Source organism: Coprococcus sp. RTP21281st1_F1_RTP21281_210402, assembly GCF_040915325.1.
GTDB classification, from domain to species: domain Bacteria; phylum Bacillota; class Clostridia; order Lachnospirales; family Lachnospiraceae; genus Coprococcus; species Coprococcus aceti.
The window spans coordinates 42,180-64,199 of record NZ_JBCPDQ010000012.1 but is presented as its reverse complement, the minus strand read 5'-3'; the positions used below and the strand labels follow the sequence as shown (position 1 = coordinate 64,199).

The window sequence follows — 22,020 nt, the reverse complement described above, 5'->3', positions numbered from 1 at the left end:
AATAATAGCCTTATTCAACATTTAATATAGAATAGAGGGAGATATATAATATGCGAAATGAGGACAAGTTAATAAAAGTAGCACATTATAACACTAAACTCAATTCAGTATTAGGTTTTGATTATAGTGCTTTTACAATTTATAGATCTAAGGGATTGTTGACACATCTTATTAAAAGAAAGCATTTTGTTGCTGCAAAATACATTGATCGTTTAGATGATATAATTAGTCATCCAGACTATGCAGGATGTTATAATGGAAATATAGAGTTGGTTAAATGTTATAATGACAATATTTTTGTTTCAATCAAATTAGATGAAAAGGAATCAAAATATTATATTGCTACAGTATTTGATGTAAAAAAAGGAAAAATAGATTCATATGTAAAGTCAGGCAGATTGGTGCCGATATGTAGTAATATATTTGGTTAGATAAGATATCTTGACTTTATCGGTAAGCAATGGTATCATCATTGTATACATTTGACAAGCAGGAAAGGCACCCTGCGCTCCCTCGGGAACCTGATATGATGGATACGCCGCCCATCCAAATGTAAACATTAAATACTTAAAAATGTCAGATAAATATGAGCAATGATTTGGAGCTTATATCTATCTGACATTTTTAATTTGCGTCAGCAACGAGCTAAAGCGTGCTGCTCCTTGTTCCCTAATTAGGATATTTGATCAGATCGTACATCTTACCATAAGCGCCCATATAGCGCACGCCCTCAAGCTCCATGCCGAGATGCATGTATTTGTCGCACTTCGACTTGGCATCAGTCTCAAGGATGACTGGAACGTGCAACCTGTTTCCCTCAGAGAAGGCCATGTCAAGAACTTTCCTCATGTATCCCTGTCCCTGGTATTGTTCGCGGACGCAGACCATGCCGACGAATATAAAATCTTTCTTCTCTTTCTTCATTCGATCCTGAAGGGATTTTCCTCCCTTGGACAGAGCTTTTCCCATGCGGATCATTTCTTTAAGGCTCATATTGCGAAACAGAGCTTTGAGGATAGCCATGCCAGCTTTGAGATTCATTTTTTGTCCCGGCAGGGTATAGGCGATATACCCCTCGCCGCGTTCGCTAGTCGCGTAGAGCATTTGTCCCTCAAATGCCATACGAACGTAGCCGGCTATGTAATTTGCCACTGCCTCTTTGCTGCTGTAGAACACGCCCATACCTGTTTCTTGCCCGTAGTCGTAATATCCAAACGCATGGCCGATATCCTCGGCTGCCTGTTCATCCCATTTTGTTATCTTCATAGCATTTTCTCCGTTCAATAATTGTGTTGTAATTTCTAATTCCACCCATACGGTTAGATACATCTAACCGTAATCATATTATCATATATAGAGTGAAAATGAAACTATGATCTCATTCAGGATGACATGATAGAAATATATGAAGATGTGAAGGATGCCGATGTCATAGTGTTTGCATATGAAACATCACTACTAAAACAATACATTTGTATTGAATTGGCATAAATTAAATATTATAATTTATAAAGAAGCGGTGAAGTTGCATATTATTAATACTAGGAGGTGCATGAGAATGGCAAGCACAATACAGGTAAGGGTAGACAATGATCTTAAGTCAAAATCAGATAAATTATTTCATGATCTTGGAACAGATACTACGACAGCTATAAGAATTTTTCTTACCCAGGCAGTTGCAAATAATGGATTTCCATTTGAGATAAAAAGGGTTGTTACAGATCCATATGTGGCAATGACAGAGGAACAGATGATAGACAAACTGGCGAAGTCAAGACAACATGCTGAAAAAGGTGAATGTCGTGATGCTGATGTTGTGATAGATGATATGAGGAAGAAGTATGACTTATGAGGTGGTTTTGACAAAAGATGCAGAGAATGATTTGGATAATTTTATTCAATATCTCTTATTTGAAAAACATAGTAAACAGGCTGCAGCAAATGTTCTTCAGGACTTTGAGAATACGAAAAGAAGTTTGGAAAAAATTGCTTCAAGTTTGAAACTATGTGATAATCTGTGCTTGAGAAAGCTGGGATATAGAAGAATTAATTTTGAAAGACATAGATATTTTATGTTATATCGAATAGAAGGAGAACGTATTATAGTAGATGATATATTTCACGAATTACAGGATTTTGAGGGGAAAATGATATAGAACAATCCGTAGCGCAATTAACATTAAAGAGTGGGAAGCAATACAATACGCTTCCCACATATTTTTCTTATATGAGTAAGTGTATGATAGTGTATTTCTATTTGAGATAAAAGTATTGCTGTTGTGCGGACATATGCTTATAATTAAGGATAGATGGAAACACTACTTATGAAAGGAGATGCTTTATATGGCTACAAAATCTGCAAATTTATATGCAAGGATTGAACCAGATGTCAAAGAAAAAGCAGAAAGTATTTTGGCTACACTGGGTATCCCTGCTTCTAGTGCTATAAATATGTTTTATAAACAGATTATCTTACAGAGAGGACTTCCATTTGAAGTAAAAATACCATATGACAGACCTGTTGACATCAGCACATTATCAGAGACAGAGTTCAACGAAGAATTGGAGAAGGGGTATGCGGATATGCAGGCTGGACGGATGAAAAATGCTAAAAAGGTCTTTACTGACATTCGTAAGGATTATGGAATATGATATATGAATTAGAGATATCCGAGCAGGCTGACAATGATCTGAGAGGAATTTTTGAATATATTGCCTTTGAATTACAATCTTCTCAAAACGCAAGCGGACAGCTTGACCGTCTGGAAGAGTAGATATTAAGTCTGGATACGATGCCGGAGCGTTATCGAAGATACGAGAAAGAACCGTGGAAAAGCCGTGGACTTCGTGTATTACTAGTAGATAATTATGTGGTATTTTATATTCCTGATAGCGATAAAAAGGTTGTAACCATTCTTAGAGTAATGTATGCAGGACGTGACACAGACAATCAGTTAAATCTATACACAAAGCAATAGGGTAAAGCAAATGCTACAGCAGCATAAAACTGCTGTGGCATTTTGTGTATATAAAACCATGTAATTTTAACTCAAAAGCGTTATATAAATTCCCGTAAGTATCGCAGTCGTTATAACTCCGTAGATATTTGCGCCCAGGGCGTAGTCGAGAATAAATGCTGAAGGGTCAGCCTTGGATGCCGCCTTCTGGGCGACCTTTGCGGTAGAAGGTACGCATGACACTCCGGCAATACCGACAGTAGGGTTGAAGTTTCCACGTTTGAAGAGGTATACGATGTAGCCTCCGACTATTCCGCCGATACCTGAGAGGAGCAGCGCGAGCATTCCAAGGATCAGGAGCTTGAGCACCTGTTCATTCAGGAACCAGCTTTTGTTTGGATGTGATCTTGCTTTTTCTCTGTTCCCTGACGATGGCTTTGCCTCTTATGCTCTTCGGTATGAGCAGCTTGAGTGATGCAAATAAAACCATAGGTCCGTCCGCACCGCCGATGATGGAGACTGCGGCTGAAGAACCGGCATCGAGGCCCATTGCCCTGGCGATAGGGTATGTAAGTATGGTGCCCGCCTCTGAGTCCGTTGCTGAATGTGAGTGTGTATATCGGCTGCAGAAAATCTATCTGCATATATTTCATCAGGTCATCGATGGATGAAAGCGGGGGATTGATGATCAGATTTCCTGTCTGGTTATTTTCAAGGAACAGGACACCGGCACAGTCAAGAAGCTCTTCGAAGCCTTTGGCATTTTGTCTTCTCCTGGTAAGCTGTTCGCCGGTCCTTACATTGTATACTATATTTGCTTCTATGATCCGATTTGCATCGGGGGTCTTTATGTCCCCGCTTTCAAGGGATGACTCGGCATGGCTGTCAGCTCCTTTTTGCTAATAACACCCACAATATATCCAATTGAGAAAATGGTGTCAATGAACCGCGGGGGAATTGGGGGTATCTGAACCATATCTTTGCCGAGGGGCAGTACGCTTTCCCGGTTAATATGCGAGTACCTAATCTTCACAAAATCTTCACAAAATAATTAGCACTCACCTCTTGACATTGCTAGCATAGAGGACTATAACATAGTCAAAGATAAGAAAAGGATAGCACAACCGGTGGTGCAGATGACCGTTCGGCATATGCACTGCAGATTTCTGTTATATAACATTTTAGGAAAACAGAAAGGAAGTGTTCAAAATGGATAAGAACCCAAAGCATCCATTGAAGAAAAAGAAAGTAGTTCAGAAGGTATATGCGACAGCAAATCATAACGCTGCAGCAGCTGAAGAACCGGCTACACCAAAGTCAAAAAAGCATAAATAGTATATGAGACAAAGGTCCCCTGTATCTGCATCAGGCAGGTATGGGGGACTTTTTTGTCGTGGGAACAGCAATATATAAATTTAATTTCTGAATATGGGGTTACTGATGTATAATATATATAACAAATATTTATGGGATACATTGTCGGACTTGACAGACTGATATATTTTCGAACTAAAATATATTGAGTGTTGATGGGATAATAGATTTGGGACACATGGGGAATATGAAAAATATGGAGAATGCGGAAGGAACGGAAACAACAGATAAGGTCAGAAAAACGGGTAAGCTGGATGAGAAGCTTTTGCCGCCGGACAAGCTTGTACTGCCTAAGGCCTCTACGCCCCAAAATCAGAACAAGCTTAATATGAAGATACTTCTGGTGGAAATTCTCATTGTGGCAGTGATCGCTGTGATCGTGATAGTTATGGCAGTAAATGGTAAGGGCAGGAATCCTGACATGAAAGGGTATTACTATAGAGGGCGCTGGCATCCAATAGGATTCGCCGGCATAGATCTGTATGGTTTCATTATGCTCATACTTATGTGTATTGGCCTCGGAGTGATGCGGGTAATCCCGGGTACTATAGCGGATTTTTCGACAAGACCGGGGAAAGAGAAACGTGGGGAGCTTGAATCTATCAGGAGAAATAATTATGCAAAGCATTTGTGCAGATTGATCGAGATCGATAAGACGGAAATTTTGGATAATATGAGAGATAGATTCAATCCTGTAGTCCAAATCCTTTTTTCGGAGGCGCAGGCTGAATGTCTGAATAGATCGAGGGCCTGCAATCATCTTATGGTCAGACTGGGGCTTGGCAGTGTGGATATATCTGATCATGTGGTGGTTCAGGAGGCTGGCGGAAAGCGGGAGAGAGAGGTACAGCTCACAGACGTTGCAAATGAGGTGAAGATAAAAACGGCAGTTATCCACGACTTGCCGGTGGTGCTGGATCTCAGCCGTACCGGGGTTATAGGAATAGTAAGTGATGGAAATAAAAAGAGTGCATTTGATATAGCGAGAAATATCATAGGCCAGCTTGAGATAAATGAGACAAATGACAGGATTCAGCTAGCATTTGCCTGTGATCCGGGTGATGGTGAATGGGTAGGATATGATGAGCTTTATCTGGCGGACCGTAAGAATGGAGAAATCTCTTTTGCCGCAGGAGAAGCTGATGTGAAGGGCTTGTTAGACATGCTGGCAAATGAGCTTCAGAAAAGAAATGGTACTCTGGATTATTTTGTGAATAGCGAGAATGTAGGCGGATATAGGCATATAGTTTTGTTTGTTGACGATCCCGGACTTCTGGAGGGGCATTTGATAAATCGGTACATTTTGCCGGGGGAAGAAAATCTGGATTTTACAGTTGTCGTTCTCTCTGATGATGAAGAGAAGTTTATTTTGGAGATGGACTGTGAGATAATACAAAATGATGATTTTGCGGGAATATATAAGCCTGGAACGGAAGAGTGGATAGAGATCAAATTTGACAGGGTGACCGAGGCAAGGCTGTGGAGTCTGGATGAGATTGTAAGAAAGAACAGTGAAAGGATGGTGCAGGATGAGCTACGTAGAATTTAAAGATGTTAAGAAGGTATACAAGACAGGAGAGGTGGAGATCAATGCTCTGCGCGATGTGGATTTTGAGATAGAAAAGGGAGAGTTCTGCGTCATAGTCGGAGCCTCCGGTGCGGGCAAGACTACTATCTTGAATATACTTGGCGGTATGGATACTCTGACAAGCGGCAGCGTGAAGCTGGATGGCAGAGAGATATCAACTCTGAATAAGAGACAGCTCACGGCATACAGAAGGTATGATGTGGGATTCGTGTTCCAGTTCTACAATCTGGTACAGAACCTTACAGCACTTGAGAACGTGGAGCTGGCGGCACAGATCTGTAAGGAACCGCTGGATGCTGCAACGGTTCTGAAGCAGGTGGGACTTGAGGATCGTATGGCGAACTTCCCGGCACAGCTCTCAGGTGGTGAGCAGCAGAGAGTTGCCATAGCAAGGGCGCTTGCAAAGAATCCAAAGCTTCTGCTCTGTGATGAGCCGACCGGAGCTCTGGATTACAACACAGGCAAGGCTGTGTTGAAGCTCCTTCAGGATACATGCAGAAATACGGGAACGACAGTTATAGTCATAACGCACAACCAGGCACTCACAGCCATGGCGGACAGAGTCATCACGGTTAAGAGCGGAACTGTGGAGAAAGTGGTTATGAATGATAACATCAGGAACGTTGAAGATCTGGAATGGTAGGTGGCCTATGAAATCAATGATGAGACGCACGACATTTCGTGAGATAAAAAATACATTTGGAAGATTTGCAGCCATCATGGCGATCATAGCCCTGGGCGTGGGATTCTTCTCGGGTCTCAAGATGACGAAGCCGGACATGATGAATACCATATCGAATTTCCTTGACAAGGGAAATTTCTATGATCTGCATCTTCTGTCAACTCTTGGATATACGGATGATGACGTGGATTCATTTGCCGGGGAGAAGGATGTGCTGTACGCTGAGGGCGGTTATAGTCTGGACGTCCTATACAAGAACCAGGGTGAAAATGACAGGGTGTTGAAGACTATGTCAGTTCCGGAAAACATCAATAAACTGAGTCTTGTGGACGGACGCATGCCGGAAAAGGAAGATGAATGTGTTGTAGATGCCAAGATGGACAGTATAAAGATAGGTGATGTCATAGAGGTGGCAGATGACGATGCAGCAGAAGGTGAGGACAGCAGTGCACAGGATATCCTTAAGGTGAAGAAATTCACCGTTGTCGGAACTGTCAACTCCCCTCTTTATATTAATTTTGAAAGAGGCACCACAACCCTTGGAAATGGTAAGATCGCGGGCTTTGTATATGTCAGCCCTGAAGCATTTGACAGCGAATGCTACACCGATGTATATGTGAAATTTGACAGAAAGTTTGATCTGTATGCCGATGAGTATGAAGACTATATAGACGACAGGAAGGACGAATGGGAGTCAATATGTAAGACCAGTGTACTGGACAGATATAAGGATATCCTCATGGCAAAGGGTATGACGGAGGATATGGTGAAGGACATAACGCTGGATGATGCAGATGGTGTGAACTATTACATACTCGGCAGGGAGACGAATATCGGATATGTCTGCTTTGAGAGCGATTCAGACATAGTGAATGGAGTTGCAAAGGTATTTCCGGTATTCTTCATATTGGTTGCCGTGCTCGTGTGTATGACTACCATGAACAGGATGGTTGAGGAGCAGCGCTCTATGATAGGTATGCTGAAGGCTCTAGGCTATGGCAAGGCGGCGATCATGGGAAAATATATGATCTATTCGGGAACTGCGGCAGTGGTAGGATGTGCAGGAGGATATCTTATAGGCACCTACATATTTCCAGAGGTTATCTGGTATGCATATAATATGATGTATATACATCTTCCGCTTGAGAGAACCACAGACTGGACGCTTGTTATTGGCGTGCTGGCAGCATCCCTTTTGTGTACTGTTGGTACAACCTGGTTTTCATGCAGATACGAGCTTTCAGAGACTGCGGCAAGTCTTATGAGGCCTAAGGCTCCGAAACCGGGCAAGAGGGTGTTCCTTGAGCATATCCCATTTATATGGAAGAGACTGAAATTTCTGAGAAAGGTAAGTGTCAGAAATGTATTCAGATATAAAAAGCGTTTTTTTATGATGATAATAGGAATAAGCGGCTGTACTGCGCTGCTGCTCACAGGCTTTGGAATAAATGATTCCATAAGCGGATTTGCGGACAATCAGTATGGGGAGATACAGGTAGGAGATGGAGTGATAACGCTGAATACAGCGATTGCGGGTGATGAAGAAGATGAGCGCTTCAGTAGTCTGAAAGACCGGCTGGAGGAGGATACCTTCTGCTATGATCTCGTCAGTGAATCTACCTGGGATCTGGTTCATGAAGGTGGTGTAAAGTCCGTGAACATGGTCATCATGGAAGAACCTGAGCATGTTGACAGGTATATGAAGTTTGCGGACAAAGATGGTGAGAAGATAGAATATCCGGGCAAAGGGGAAGCTGTGATCAATACTGCGCTGGCAGAACAGTACGACCTCGAAACGGGCGATGTAATAACGGTCAGAGACAGCGAGATGAAAGAGATAAGAGTCTCCATATCAGGCATATTCAGGAATCATGTATACAACTATGTGTATATATCACCTGAAACATATGAGGATCAGATGGGGGAAGCACCTCAGTACAAATCGGTGTACTTCAATCTTGAGGAAGGCGCAGATTCGCATGAGATATCTGCCGATCTTATGGGTGATGCAGCAACAGCGTCAGTGACTATCAACAAGGATATGAAGAACAGAATATCTAAGATGATGGAGAGTCTGAATTATATAGTAATTGTAGTCATACTCTCGGCTGGTGCACTTGCATTTATCGTTCTCTACAACCTGACAAATATCAATATCACAGAGCGCCTCAGGGAGATTGCAACCATAAAGGTTCTGGGATTTTTCAAAAACGAGACTTCAGCTTATGTGTTCAGGGAGAACAGAGTCCTGACGACATTCGGGATCGCTGTGGGACTTGTGCTTGGAGTGTTTTTACATGCATTTGTCATAGGACAGATCAAGGTGGATATGGTCGCATTTGATACGTATATAGCGCCGATGAGCTATGTGTACAGTATAGTGCTGACATTTGTGTTCAATTTCCTTGTCAACAGAGTTATGTCAGTCAAGCTTGATAAGATAAATATGGCGGAATCGCTTAAGTCGGTGGAATGATCCTTTCATATATGGCATGTAACAAAATAGTTTAGATGTTTATTACGATCCACAGGGCGTACAGTATAGACTGTACGTTCTGTGGATTTTTTTGCTAAAAAGTTGTTTTCACCTCCTATTACTAGCCTTTTGGTTAGTGTACATGGAAAAACACAGCAATTATAATTGTAAATATATTATTGATATCAGAATGTGGCAGCTTAAAACGGCTGGTGCTCATGGTTAGTTTTTTAAGTGAAAGGGAGGAAGAAATTATGAGAAAGAGGGCGATAAGCTGGGCGCTGACGGCCAGTATGGTGCTATCTATGCTGTCCGGATTTATTCCCGGACAAAAAGCATACGCGGCGGACAGCTCGAAGAAAACAGGCAAGACGGTGGTCGAGACGGAGATTGACGAGAGTACATACAAAGCTCTGGGTCTCAGCACCGATATAGACAAAAGCAAAGCTGCGGTGCCGTATGACAAGGATAATATATCTACATTTGCAGAGGTGAATGAGGTATACGTTGCGGCAAACGGCAATTACAGAAACAAGTACACTGTGCGAGACGGATTTGACAGGATTGGAGATTTCAAGGACAGGACTACAAAGGTAAACAGCAGCCTCGGCAATCTGTACGGAGCGTATGGTTTCTATGATCTTGGCAAAGATAATGTGAAAGTGGAACACGGCGGATCGGGAGACAGTAACATAAGTAGCAACATGGGAAATGTTCTAAAAAAGGACAGTAATGGTTTTAACGGCCTGTATGCGACAAGCGTTGCATTTGATGGAGGCGACGGAAAAACCAACTACGTTGCGGAGCTAAGAGTACATGGAGATAAAGTATTCAGTCCAGCTGGATGGAAAAGTATTAAAACTGTCATAGACGGCAAGGAGTACCGCGGAAAGATAGATGTGAGTATTTTCAAGATAGCAGCTGATGGTACAAGATCTTCAATTGCTACGCTTACCCCTACTTTAAACAAGAATTCTACATATGGCGATGGACTTTTGTATTTTATCAGAAGATACCAGCAGGAGCTGGATGCGATGTTTGAGATCGAAAAGGCCGATCTGAATGGAGATGGCTTTGAAGATCTTCTCGTATACTGTGGAACTTACGAGGATAGAAATATAAACGATCAGAACATACGCTATGCCATAGTCGATGTATATTATGGCAAGGGAAACGGCAGGTTCACAAAGGGAAATAATATAAGCATACCGGGCGGGCTTGCATCTAATTATGAAAGTGGAACGGATGGATCGTGGTGTGATTATGGAATAGGAAGAGCTCCTGTGGTAACTCTGGCCGGCGGTGATCTGGAGCAGGATGGCCGGGATGAGGCCGCGGTTGCCGTATCTGGATCAGTTCTGAATTACAACATGGCAAAGGCAGGTCATATGACCGTCTATACATATAAAGACGGCGGACTTGTCCCTATAGAAGGTCTGAATGAAGTGTCACTTGGAGACACAGATGGCAGAAAACAGAACTATGGAATGTATGCTGCAAATTGTGCATTTGGCCGGTTTAAGTATCCTGGATCAGGAGCCATGGTCACAGGACTTATAGTTGGTGGATATTATTCGAGCAATTCTCAATATGTGCAGAGGGAATATGAAGCCACGCAGGCTGCATACAGATACGTATACTACGATAGTCTGACGGATAATTATGTGTTGTCAGATTATCATACGAGAAGCCTGGGGACTAAGAGTAAAGAAATCGTGAAATATCACGAGGTTAAAAGTAACGAATATTACAGACCTGTGAATGCACCTATGGCGCTTGCGTGTGCAGACCTTAAGGGCATGAACGGCAATAATGAAAATGACAGTGTGCTTTTTGGCGCAGAGGTATATGCTTTCTCACTGGAAGATGGCGGAATAACAGGTTCGGAGATAGGAAGCATGAGTATATGTACCGACCAGCGCAATCAGGGCAACGACAAGAAGAAAAAAGATCAGGTGTGGATCGGCGATGTCAGGGTTGGCTGTGTCGATAAGGATGCCAAGGGGAACAATTACAGACAGAGTTTTGTGTGCGTTGTGGGAGTGCACAGAGAGAAGAAACTCAATGATAAAGATGATTATTACTGGCTGGACATAGCGACATTTTCTATGGATGGCGGCAGCCCATACAGCAGTCAGGAGGGTGTAGTATGCCAGTCGAACAGCAGACAGGATATGTATGGAACATTTGTTTCACTGTGTCTTCCGGATATTGATAATGACAGTGTGCGGTTAAAGTACGAGGGAGAGTATCCGGTATACACAAATCCAGAGGTCTATGCAATCCTTCAGGCAAGTCCGTATTTTGATGATGTTCAGGAAGTATATGAATATGTAAATAACGGTGGAACATCATATTCAACAAGCAAAGGTTCATCGAACACGGTATCAGCTAACTTGTCAATATCAGTTGGCGCGTATGTGTCGTCGGAGATCCAGCTCATCGGAGCAGGTGAGGTAGAGGTTGAACTTTCGTATGGAGCAAGCTTTGAATATGCAAATACAAAGACAACGGAATATGAGATAACATATAATGCCGCAGGTGGAGGTTCTGATCAGGTCGTTCTGTACTGTTTGAAATATATGTATTACGAATACTCCATATATGATCCGATTGCGAGAAAATGGGAGCCGGTGGTTATGCCGGTATGTCTCGGACCTTCAACTTCAATCATAGATGTGGCAGATTACGACAAGGTTGCAAGAAGGAGCAAGGGGCTCAACGAGATATATAATAATATTCTGAATAACACAGCGGGAGACCCTGCTACATACCAGACTCTTGGAGGTAAATTAAAGTACGCCTATCAGTCAGGTGGAAATAACAATTATTCTTCTGTAAATGCCAGCTCTGGTGCAGATCAGACTCAGACGATATCTGTGACTGATGAGAATGAGTATTCAACTGAAGTGTTCCTTGAGGCGAACGAAAAGCTTGGTGCTGGAGGCGGAGGACTCGGTAATAAGGTTATCGTCGGTGTAACATCAAGCCAGCATGCGGGTCTTGGTCACACCCGTGTAAGCTCGAATGGTGTTACATACAGTGGAACGGTGGACAATGTTCCGGCAGACTGCACAGGCTTCTCATTTGACTGGCAGCTGCGAGTGAACACTGCAAAGCTGAACAGCGACAGTGATTCAGTGTTCGTCATTGGCTATGATGTTAAGAATGTTGTTCGTCCGGCGCGTATGCCGATGGGACTTTCTGTTGTCGACACAACGAGAAACAGTGTCAGTCTTGAGTGGTCACCGTCCAATGATGCAGATTACTATGAGGTCTGTATCGTTGATGCAGGAGGTAATTACAACAGCAAGGCAGTTGTGCCATATACAGTTACTGACTATGAAGTGAAGGGACTATATTCCAACAGGACTTACACATTTGCAGTGAGGGCTCTTCAGGCAAATGGTTCAAAGAGTCTGTTCAGCCGTCCGGCAACCGCGACGACACTTCAGGACAGTTCTAATTTCCATATAACAAAGAACCCTGATGATACAAATACGTTTGCGGGTGGAAATGCAGAATTTGCGGCAAATGCGGTTTATTATGATGGGGATGGAGTAAACCAGAGCGTTGGATACAACTGGCAGGTTAATACAGATAATGGATGGAGAAGCGTATCGACAGGAGGCAGCAATCCTACGCTCAGACTTACTGATGTAAGTGATGAAATGGATGGAAACGAATATCGATGCAGAGTTTATTACAACGACATCACACTCTACACCAAGACTGCGACACTCACTGTAAATAAGGCGGACAGCAAGGTCATGCTTCTGGCGCACAACGATACCGAGAATAAAGATTTGTCGGATGGCAGCGTAGTCAGGGCATCGGGCTCAGAGACTACAAAGGTGGAGAACGTGACTAAGGAGAGAAATCTTATAACAGTCACATCCGGAGTCGGGGAATATATTCTTGTCAGCGACGGAACAAACTATATGTGGAAAGATAGTGACGAGAATTACTATCCATGCAGCGTAAGCGTCAAAAAGGACAGCGATGGTTACGTGGATGAATCACAGACATTTAAAGCATCTGATGTGGGCGGCACGGCATATGGTGTGAGTGAATCAGATTTCATCGCAGATATTGATGGCAATACTTACAAGCTGATCAGCGTAAATGCAGCTGACTATGCAGGTGAAAAGGTGTCATATGCATCTGATGATGTTACATATGACAGGATACTCGCAAAATGGGTATCAGAGGATGGCAGCAAGAACTTCTATCTTCTCGGAAACACATCGGGAAGTGAAGACAGTACGGTGTACTATTATGTGGCAGGTAGTGAAAGCGGAAGTTTTACTATGACTTCAAAGAAGACTCTTAATGTGTCAGATACTGTCAAGGTGGTCCAAACTGATCTCAAATCGGTATATCAGACCAAGACGGTGAGATCTGAGACCACAGGGGCAGAGGTCACATATACAGGAGACAAGATCACACTCAGCTGTCAGCCGAAATCACTGTCAGGTGAGGATGTACAGGGAGATGTGGAATTTGTCATCACAGGACCTGAGAGCAAGCGCATAGCTGGTAAGTATGACAGAGCAAATGGCTGCTATACTGCACAGTGGGAGCCATCCGGACAGGGAATATACAACGTATATGTATACTTTGCAGGAAACAAACAGTACAACGACAGTATATCTGACTCGATGGCTATATATACCTCATTTGAGGGAAAGACGAACATGAATCTGACCATGCAGGATAATGTAAGATATGGAGATTCAGTGAAGATGTCTCTGGAGAGAGTGTCATACGACAATACAGGAAAGCTTCAGGATATCACGGACGATTCAGAATACACTGTCAAAATAAAGAATAATAAGACAGGAGAATTTGAGGACACAGACAAATACGAACTTGCAAACGGCGTGTTTATACCGAAGTCTATTGGAATGTTCCAGATAACGGCATCAAATGGCGGAGACAAGACCCAGAAGAATATAAATGTTGGAATGGCACAGCTTGAGATAGCTGCCCAGGATACAGAGAAAAGTGTAAATGATTCTGTAAGAGAGTGCGAGGATGCGGTGATAACAGGTCTCAAGGCATGGGATACTGACATAATGCCTCAGAGAGACAGGGATTACGAGCTCGGATCAGTTGGAGTAAGTGGGCTGCTGCCGGGTATATATGATATAGATGTTGCATACGTCAAGGTGGGCGATCAGCATTCACAGGTTATGAATGAACTTGAGAAAAACTATATAATAAACCTGGTTAAAGCATCATACACACTGACAGGAAACGTGTACACCGTTACTGCCAGACCGGCAAATACACATGGTACAGTTTCAATCAAGTACCAGCAGCCTGGAAATGAAAACAGTGACGGACTCACAGTTGACAGTGGAACAAGACTCCCTGAGAACTCAACGATCACTTTAGCTGCTACTCCTCATAAGGGATATAAGGTTAAGAGCTGGTCACTAAATGGAAAGACAGTTACGGATCCACAGTGTGGAACATCCGGTGGCAAGGCGTGCAGCGATGACCAGATCCAGATGGCTAAGCTGAAAGCAAACATGAATGTAGCAGTAAACTTTGAGCCTGTATATCACAAGCTGACATACAAGCCGGACAATGAGGCTCACGGAACACTCAAAGCAAACTATGTGACGGATGGAACAATTGGAAAATCGTTTGGTTCAGGTGCAAACATTCATATAGAACAGAAGGTAAGACTCACTGCGGTTCCGGCAGCAGGATATGTTCTGGATCATTGGACTGTTACGGGAGAAGATGGAGTTCCAGAGACCGTTCTCGCGGAAGATGGAGTGACAAATAACACATCTCTCACATATGATGCAGAGGAGATCAGCGAGGATACACTTATCACGGCATATTTTGCAGAGGCACAGAATTTCAAAATATCAGTCTCGCCTGTAACTGTTGGAAGCGATGGAAAGACTACAGTGACAACAGGTGTGGATGTCACAGTCAAGGCTCAGCGAGTTGACGGCACAGTGACTATAGAGAGCGGTGAAGATGGTATATATGAAGTCAGCCGAGGCGACAATGTGACCATCCAGGTTACCGTTCCGTCAGGACTACTTCTCGACGGATGGTCAGCAGCAGATGGACAGGAACTTGGAACTATATCAGCGGATCTCAGGACGATGACAGTGTATGATATAGCTTCAGACCTCGATTATACAGTTAAGTACACTGCGCCGAACAGATACAAGGTGACATATGGTGCGGATGATGATGCAGCCGGTGTAGTAGATGCTGTGGTTGCAGGAGGTACAGACGCACTTGTATCCGGTGACAAGCAGCTTCAGGGTAGTGACATAGTATTTACAGCAACTCCAAATGAAGGCTACGAGATAGCATACTGGGAGGTAAATGGCGAGAAGGTTGATGCTGAGGCAGAAGGTGCTGGCGCCCAGAGGTATGAACTAGAATATCTCGGCAAGGATACAAAGGTTGTCGTATACTTCTACAAACAGCCGGTTGTGTCGTGGACATCAGGAAATGACACAGAGATGACTGCAAGGTCAGGAGATTCTGATCTGGCAAATGGCGGATGTATCGCATATGCAAGTAAGGATGATCTGAAATTCACATTTGCGGTGAAGAGAAATTATGAGATAGCTGACATAAAGGTAAATTACGCAGGAGAGGATGTATTCAGTCTTGCGGAGAACAGCGGAGAAGGAAAGCTGGCTGAGACTGCGGATTCTGAGTCCGGAACAGAGAGATACACGTTTACGTGGAGTGCTCCGGCAGATGGATTTACAGGGGATGTGACAGTAAATGCCACATACAGAAAGATCGCACCATCCGTGAAGGCTGAGTATTCTCTGAAGGTGATAGAGAAGGCTTCTGCTGGAGAGGCGTCAGGAAAGACACACGGCTCTATAAGTGCAGATGTGTCAAGAAAAAATCTCCCTTCATACATACAGATAGGAGATACCATAAGTGATGCGACGGAGAGCAAATCTGCGCAGATCACAGACATATACAGAGATTCTGTCATCACATTCAAGGTTGTGCCTGATGATGGATACAATGTAAAAGAATGGATCATAAATGGACATAAGCTGACAAGCGAGACGGAGAATATAAAGTTATATTCAGACAAGAAAGTAAATGATACCCTTAAGATCACGGTTGACGGAGATTCATCTGATGTGACAGTTATGGCTGGTCTTGAGCTGGTTGGTGATGTACTCACATTTGGTCCTGAGACAGAGGGAACAGGTGAGGTGAGCGCCATGATCACATCTACAAAGCTGGTGCTCGAATCAGGAGATATGATAGGTGCTGCTTCATATGTGGAATTCACAGCGGCGGCTGCAGAAGGATATGAAGTTGCAGACTGGCTTGTAAATGGAATCAGTCAGGGCGTGGCAGAGAAGATATTTGCATACAAAGTGCCAAAGGATACGAGAGTTGATGTGAGGGCTGTGTTTGACAGACCTGTGTATAAGATAACATGGTCAGCGGACGGAGCCGGACAGATAGAGGCAGAGAACGTGACAGCAGATGAAGTGCTTGAAGGTAATTCTGCACAGATCAGAGGAGACAGAGAGCTTAAGTTCACAGCTGATGCCGACCAGTACATGGAATGTACAGGATTTACAGTAAAGACAGCAGAGGGAACAAAGGATTACACAGCAGAGGAGCTTGGCAGCAACGTATTTGTGGTTGACAAGGTGGCATCTGACATAGATGTTGTTGCTCACTTTGCTAAGCAGGAACTCAAGTCAGTTATAACCTTTGAGGCAAATGATGCTGCTCTTGGAGCTGTGACAGCGGTATATGGACTGGACGAGAAGGCTGAGATCACAAGTGGCGATAGCCAGGTATCCGGCGGAGATGCAGTATTTACGGCAGCTCCTGCAGATGGCCAGATGATCGAGGGCTGGTATCTTGATCCTGAGTGTACACAGGCTATAGAAGGAACTGAACTGGAGCAGACTACCTATGAGGTGAAGACTATCTACACAGATGTGGCAGTATATGTTAAGTTTGTGGAGATTCCAGAGTATACAGTTAAGGTAGGTACAACAGGAACCGGATCGGCGAAGATCACTGCATCTTCTGACGGTGAGGAACTTGAGATCGTATCAGGAGAGGTTAAGCTCAAGAGACATAAGGATCTTACAATTACAGTTGCACCGAAGGATGAATACAACACAGTTGAGCACTGGACAGTTGACGGAGCAGATGTTGATTCAGATGAACTCACATACAAGCTGACAGACATAACAAAGGATGCAGAGATATATGCATATATCGCACCATCACTTCTTGTAAATGTAATATTCAAGAATGAGGATGAAGTTAAGAAATATGACAATATAGACATCAGTACAGGTTATGTCGGCGAGGATGGAGATATAAGCGGACTTAAGCCAATAAATGCTGAGAATAACTTAGTGAGAATAGGTTCTGGCAAGGATGTAAGATTTGCCATAACACCTTCTGATGATTATATGATCCAGGCATGGACAGTTAAGTACATCAGAGGCGGAAAGGTTGTCAAGGAAGAGTCTGGCACTGACTTTGGATTTACCAACGAGATACTTTTAAATGATGTTACAAACAGCATAGAGGTAAGTGCAGAGCTTGTTGACAGAGTTGGATATGCCATTCCTGTAGGGGGAAATTATGACAGAGATAATAATCTGATAGAGACTGCAGGTGGTGAAAGCACACCGGAGACAGCTTACACTATAACAGAACTTACAAAGATACCAGACAATGTGGTATTCAAGAATGACAATGGCGTAGTTCTTGATAATATGGTAAGAGAGAACGGAGATGCGAGTGTTGTTATTACACCTGCTGAGGGCTGGAGAATCAGAGATATAATCATTGATGAACCAGAGAACGCTGAAAATTCAGAGGAGTCAGAGAATATCATGTCAGTCCAGCCAGTGCTTGCAGAGGATGGAACTGAGACAGGAGCATATCTTGTAAGTGATGTAAACGTCACAAAGAATATGGAGTTTAAAGTTGATGCAGTTAAGCTTTACTCTGTAACAATAGCAGATACAGAGCATGGAAACATAAAGGTGACAAAGCCAGATGGCACAGAGGTGGAGAACGGTGAAATGATTGACGAGAAAACTGTTCTTACATACACAGCAACACCGGATATGTACTATGACTTTGACGCATGGACAGAGGATGCGGCAGATCAGGCTGAGAGCACATTTGAAAAAGCCCTTGACGGAAGTATCACAGTGGGAGCAGCCTTCAAGGCAAGATATGCGAAGGTAAGTATTGCCACAGTGAAGAATGGTACGGTAACTGTCACAACAGCTGACGGTAAGAAGATATCTAACGGACAGCTGGTTCAGGAAGGCACAGATATCATCTGCAAGGCAATTCCTGCAAAGCATTGTGATCTGTCAGCCTGGGGCGGAGATGCCAAAGGCAAGACTGGTACTACAGTGAAACTTACGGTGACAAAGAACATGAATATAAGAGCGGCATTCAAGTTCAGGTATGTGAAGGTAGCTATTGGAAAGACTGAAAACGGATCGATCACAATCAAGACTGCGGAAGGCAAAACAGTTAAGAATGGTGCATCAGTGATCGAGGGAACGGTTCTTATCTGCACGGCAAAGGCGGCAAACAACTGTAAACTTGGAAGCTGGACAGGAAGCTTCAAGAGTACAAAAACTTCGGTAAAGGTTGCTGCAAATAAGAATATGAAAATCAATGCCAGGTTTGTAGCAAAAATACCGGCACAAAATACAGCTGGTATCAATAAGAATATCCATGCAGTAGTATCCGGAAACAAAGTGACAGTTGTGTGGGGTAAGGTTAACAAGGCTGACGGATATGATATATATGCACAAGAGTGCTATGTAAACTTTAACTCGAAAAGTCTTATTAAATCGGTAAAGGGCGCATCGGCAACCCGAGTTACAATATCCAGCATTAATGGCAAATCACTTGCTAAGTTAGATACGATCAAGCTGAGAGTAAAGGCATATAAGCTGGTAAATGGTAAGAAGAAGTATATAGACAATAGTGTCATGCTTCATATAGTTACCAATAGCAGCAAATATACCAACATCAAGAAGGTTCTGCTTCCACAGAAGAGCTACGTGTTGGGAGTTAAGCAGACGATTAAGCTTAAACCTGGATATACCAAGGCAGATGCCAGCAAGAAGGTGCTTGATGGCACACATGGTGCAAGGTATTTGTATGCATGTACAAATAAAAATGTTGCTACAGTTGATGCCAAAGGAAGAATAAAGACAAAGGCCGCAGGAAAGTGTACGGTCTATGTAATTGCTGTAAATGGCACTACACAGGCTGTGCAGATTATAGTAAAATAAAAATAGTAGCTGCATGAGGTGCTTGATATCCGGCCCGTTGGGGCTGGATGCAGGCACCTTTGCTGATATATACAGGGTGTTGATTATCTATACCGGGATTAAAAAGTGAGAAAAGGAGATTTGTACATATGGGGAATACGGCTTCGGGTAATAAAGGCTGTTTTATAAAACCGAAAAAAGCCTGGAGGCTTCTGAAGACAGCGGATGAAGGGAATGTAACTGCATATATATTCGGGGTCAGTGGTTCGGGAAAGACGACTCTTGTCAGCAGATATCTTGGAACACGTAAGTACATGGTGGTGGATGCCGGCGGTATCAGACCGGATGACCTTGTGGTAGAAAGCAGCAACGCAAGAAAAATAATTGTCATAGATAATCTGCACGAGCTCTCATGGGGGGATGTGGACACAGTGAGGGAGCAGATCATAGAACTCATTAGAAGAGAAGACGTATGGGTTATACTCGTTGGCCGGTGTCCGGTTCCCCCATGGCTTTCTGCTGTAAGATTTCAAGAAGGATTTTATGTGGTGGACAGCAAGCTGCTTATGTTCAGTCTGGAGGATATAAAGAAGTATGCTGAATACGCTGGATTTAGTATCAATGAGGCACAAGTGCAGAGAATGTACTATGAGACTACAGGACTTCCGCTGGCTGTGGAGATGTGCCACATCAAATACATGGAAATGGCATATACAAGCGAGATAACAGATGATATGTATAATGATTTTTCGAGACGCGTTGAGGATGAGATGTGTAATTACCTTGAGTATCATGTGTATGATAACTGGGATGTGGAAATGCAGGAATTTCTCATGGAAATATCCGTGGTGGATGAGTTTACAACAAAACAGGCTGAGATGATAACCGGAAGAAGTGACAGTGAGCTTTTGATCGAGAGGGCAAAGTGGCTTGGAAACTTTATGACCAGCCGGATGGATAAGGATGGCAATACACAATATCAACTGCAGTTTCACATGAGGGTCTCTATGCGCAGACGTCTTAAGCGGAAGTACGAGAAAGAGCGTATAAGAGGCCTGTATGAGAATGCCGGACTGTTTTACAGACTTAACGGAGATATAAGGAAAGCTTTGGAGATGTATGAAAATACAGGAGTTACAGAGCGAATAGTTTCAATACTTGTCGATAATGCCAGACATGCGGCGAACAGTGGTTATTACTATGATCTGAAAAAATATTACCTGGAACTTCCGGATCATGTCATCGAGAAAAGTCCTGAGCTTATGTGTGGTATGAGCATGCTGCAGTCACTCCTTCTAAATCCTGATGAGAGTGAAAGATGGTACGACAGACTAAAATTATATGCAGATGAAAACCAGGGAAGTGCCAGGAAAAATGCAAAGGGGCTTTTGCTGTATCTGGATATTGGTCTGCCGCACAGAGGAAGTGTTGATGTATTAAAGCTTTTGAAGTCAGCATACACAATGGTCTTTAATAAGGAGGTAAGAATACAGGAATGGTCGGTTACATCCAATCTGCCTTCAATGATGAACGGTGGAAAAGATTTCTGTGAGTGGAGCAAGAGAGACAGAGAGCTGGCCTCGAAGGTTGGCAGGATAGTTGAGTTTGTGCTTGGAAAATACGGAAAAGGTCTTGTAAATCTTGCTTTGGCGGAGAGTTTTCTTGAAAAGAGCGGAGATAATTACGAGGTGGCAACGCTTGCGGCAAAGGGCAGAATGCAGGCGGAAGCAGGAGGAAAAATCGAGCAGTGCTTTGTTGCTGATGGTATATTGGCGTGGCTGCATTTGCAGAACGGAAAGCCACAGGAGGCTCTTGAGGTTTTGAATGGAATAGAGGGAAAGGCTGAAAAAGAGGAAGGACAAAATCTCCTTCCCAATATATATGCATTTGAGACCAGATGCAGCCTGTACAGAGGAGATAGAGCCTGTGTTACAGGTTGGATGGAAAATGCTCCGGATGAAAATGTTGAATTCAGGATATATGACAGGTTTATCTATCTAACCAAAGTGAGAGTATACCTTCAAAGCGGACGGAATGAACAGGCATATTCGCTGCTGACAAAGCTGAGATATTATGCTGAGATGATGTCCCGTACGTATATAGGGATAGAATGTAGTGTGCTGATGGCTGTAGCTTTGCAGCGATTAAAAAATGATGACTGGAAAAAGGCGATGTGCCATGCTATTGATACTGCGATGGAATATAGCTTCACAAGGATTATATCCAGAGAAGGTGCGGCGGTGAATACTCTTATAAATACCTGTGGATGGAAAGTCGAGAAAGATGGTGCTGACGACAAGGAGATAGCCGAAAGAAGGGCATATTTCAGACAACTGCAGAAGGAGACTGAGAGTATGACGAGATACTACCCCGGATATATGAAAGCGGGAGTGGACGATGTTCAACTCAGTGAGACGGCTACAGCCATACTTAAATTGCAGGCAGAGGGCTTGTCCAGACAGAAGATAGCGGACAGACTCAACATGTCGGAGGCGAATGTAAAGTATCATCTGAACCAGGTGTACAGGAAACTCGGGGTGACTGATAAGGCCGGGGCGGTCAGGGAGGCATCTAACAGGGGACTTATCTAGTGATTGTGAGATTTGTGTTCGGTGGTGATTTACTTGAATACACCGCATGTAAAAGTT

13 protein-coding genes and 1 pseudogene are annotated in these 22,020 nt (G+C 43.4%); 11 read left to right on the top strand and 3 right to left on the bottom strand.

All coding sequences use genetic code 11. From position 1 onward, the window contains the following. Positions 1 to 50: 50 nt before the first annotated feature. Complete coding sequence (locus AB5150_RS14180) at positions 51 to 431, top strand: hypothetical protein (RefSeq protein ID WP_022216065.1); 381 nt, start codon at positions 51 to 53, stop codon at positions 429 to 431. A gap of 238 nt (positions 432 to 669) precedes the next feature. On the opposite strand, the gene AB5150_RS14175 is transcribed toward AB5150_RS14180, so the two are convergent. Next, complete coding sequence (locus AB5150_RS14175) at positions 670 to 1,266, bottom strand: N-acetyltransferase (RefSeq protein WP_368292095.1); 597 nt, start codon at positions 1,264 to 1,266, stop codon at positions 670 to 672. A gap of 292 nt (positions 1,267 to 1,558) precedes the next feature. Between AB5150_RS14175 and AB5150_RS14170 the strand changes: the two genes are divergently transcribed. The 4 genes and pseudogenes from AB5150_RS14170 (at position 1,559) to AB5150_RS14155 (ending at position 2,978) form a co-directional block, all read left to right on the top strand. After that, complete coding sequence (locus AB5150_RS14170; protein ID WP_015534078.1) at positions 1,559 to 1,852, top strand: type II toxin-antitoxin system RelB/DinJ family antitoxin; 294 nt, start codon at positions 1,559 to 1,561, stop codon at positions 1,850 to 1,852. Further along, positions 1,842 to 2,156, top strand: coding sequence for a type II toxin-antitoxin system RelE/ParE family toxin (locus AB5150_RS14165; protein WP_161172197.1), 315 nt, complete (start codon positions 1,842 to 1,844; stop codon positions 2,154 to 2,156). The genes AB5150_RS14170 and AB5150_RS14165 overlap by 11 nt, the downstream gene beginning before the upstream one ends. A 187-nt stretch (positions 2,157 to 2,343) precedes the next feature. Then, a complete protein-coding gene (locus tag AB5150_RS14160; RefSeq protein ID WP_161172198.1) occupies positions 2,344 to 2,652 on the top strand; it encodes a type II toxin-antitoxin system RelB/DinJ family antitoxin in 309 nt (102 codons plus the stop codon). Then, positions 2,649 to 2,978: pseudogene (locus AB5150_RS14155) on the top strand (type II toxin-antitoxin system RelE/ParE family toxin). The gene AB5150_RS14160 and the pseudogene AB5150_RS14155 overlap by 4 nt, the downstream one beginning before the upstream one ends. 66 nt (positions 2,979 to 3,044) lie before the next feature. Here AB5150_RS14155 and AB5150_RS14150 read toward each other — a convergent pair. Continuing rightward, complete coding sequence (locus tag AB5150_RS14150; protein ID WP_055145690.1) at positions 3,045 to 3,326, bottom strand: sodium ion-translocating decarboxylase subunit beta; 282 nt, start codon at positions 3,324 to 3,326, stop codon at positions 3,045 to 3,047. Between the two features lie 4 nt (positions 3,327 to 3,330). Continuing rightward, on the bottom strand, positions 3,331 to 3,507 hold the full coding sequence (locus AB5150_RS14145; protein ID WP_238050747.1) for a sodium ion-translocating decarboxylase subunit beta: 177 nt from the start codon (positions 3,505 to 3,507) through the stop codon (positions 3,331 to 3,333). Positions 3,508 to 4,166: 659 nt separating this feature from the next. Here AB5150_RS14145 and AB5150_RS14140 point away from each other — a divergent pair. The 6 genes from AB5150_RS14140 to AB5150_RS14115 all read left to right on the top strand — a co-directional run bounded on the left by AB5150_RS14140 (position 4,167) and on the right by AB5150_RS14115 (position 21,963). After that, entirely contained in the window at positions 4,167 to 4,292 is a 126-nt protein-coding gene (locus tag AB5150_RS14140) for a hypothetical protein (RefSeq protein WP_015534073.1), read from the top strand. Positions 4,293 to 4,527: 235 nt separating this feature from the next. Further along, on the top strand, positions 4,528 to 5,880 hold the full coding sequence (locus AB5150_RS14135) for a hypothetical protein (RefSeq protein ID WP_119998769.1): 1,353 nt from the start codon (positions 4,528 to 4,530) through the stop codon (positions 5,878 to 5,880). Further along, positions 5,861 to 6,562, top strand: a complete 702-nt coding sequence (locus AB5150_RS14130) for an ABC transporter ATP-binding protein (RefSeq protein WP_015534070.1) — start codon at positions 5,861 to 5,863, stop codon at positions 6,560 to 6,562. Before AB5150_RS14135 ends, AB5150_RS14130 begins: the two co-directional genes overlap by 20 nt. A 7-nt stretch (positions 6,563 to 6,569) precedes the next feature. Next, positions 6,570 to 9,077, top strand: coding sequence for an ABC transporter permease (locus tag AB5150_RS14125; RefSeq protein ID WP_368292093.1), 2,508 nt, complete (start codon positions 6,570 to 6,572; stop codon positions 9,075 to 9,077). A gap of 254 nt (positions 9,078 to 9,331) precedes the next feature. After that, entirely contained in the window at positions 9,332 to 19,393 is a 10,062-nt protein-coding gene (locus tag AB5150_RS14120) for a fibronectin type III domain-containing protein (RefSeq protein ID WP_368292092.1), read from the top strand. Positions 19,394 to 19,521: 128 nt separating this feature from the next. Continuing rightward, positions 19,522 to 21,963 (top strand): LuxR C-terminal-related transcriptional regulator, encoded by a 2,442-nt coding sequence (locus tag AB5150_RS14115; protein WP_368292091.1) that lies wholly within the window; start codon positions 19,522 to 19,524, stop codon positions 21,961 to 21,963. Positions 21,964 to 22,020 lie beyond the last annotated feature (57 nt).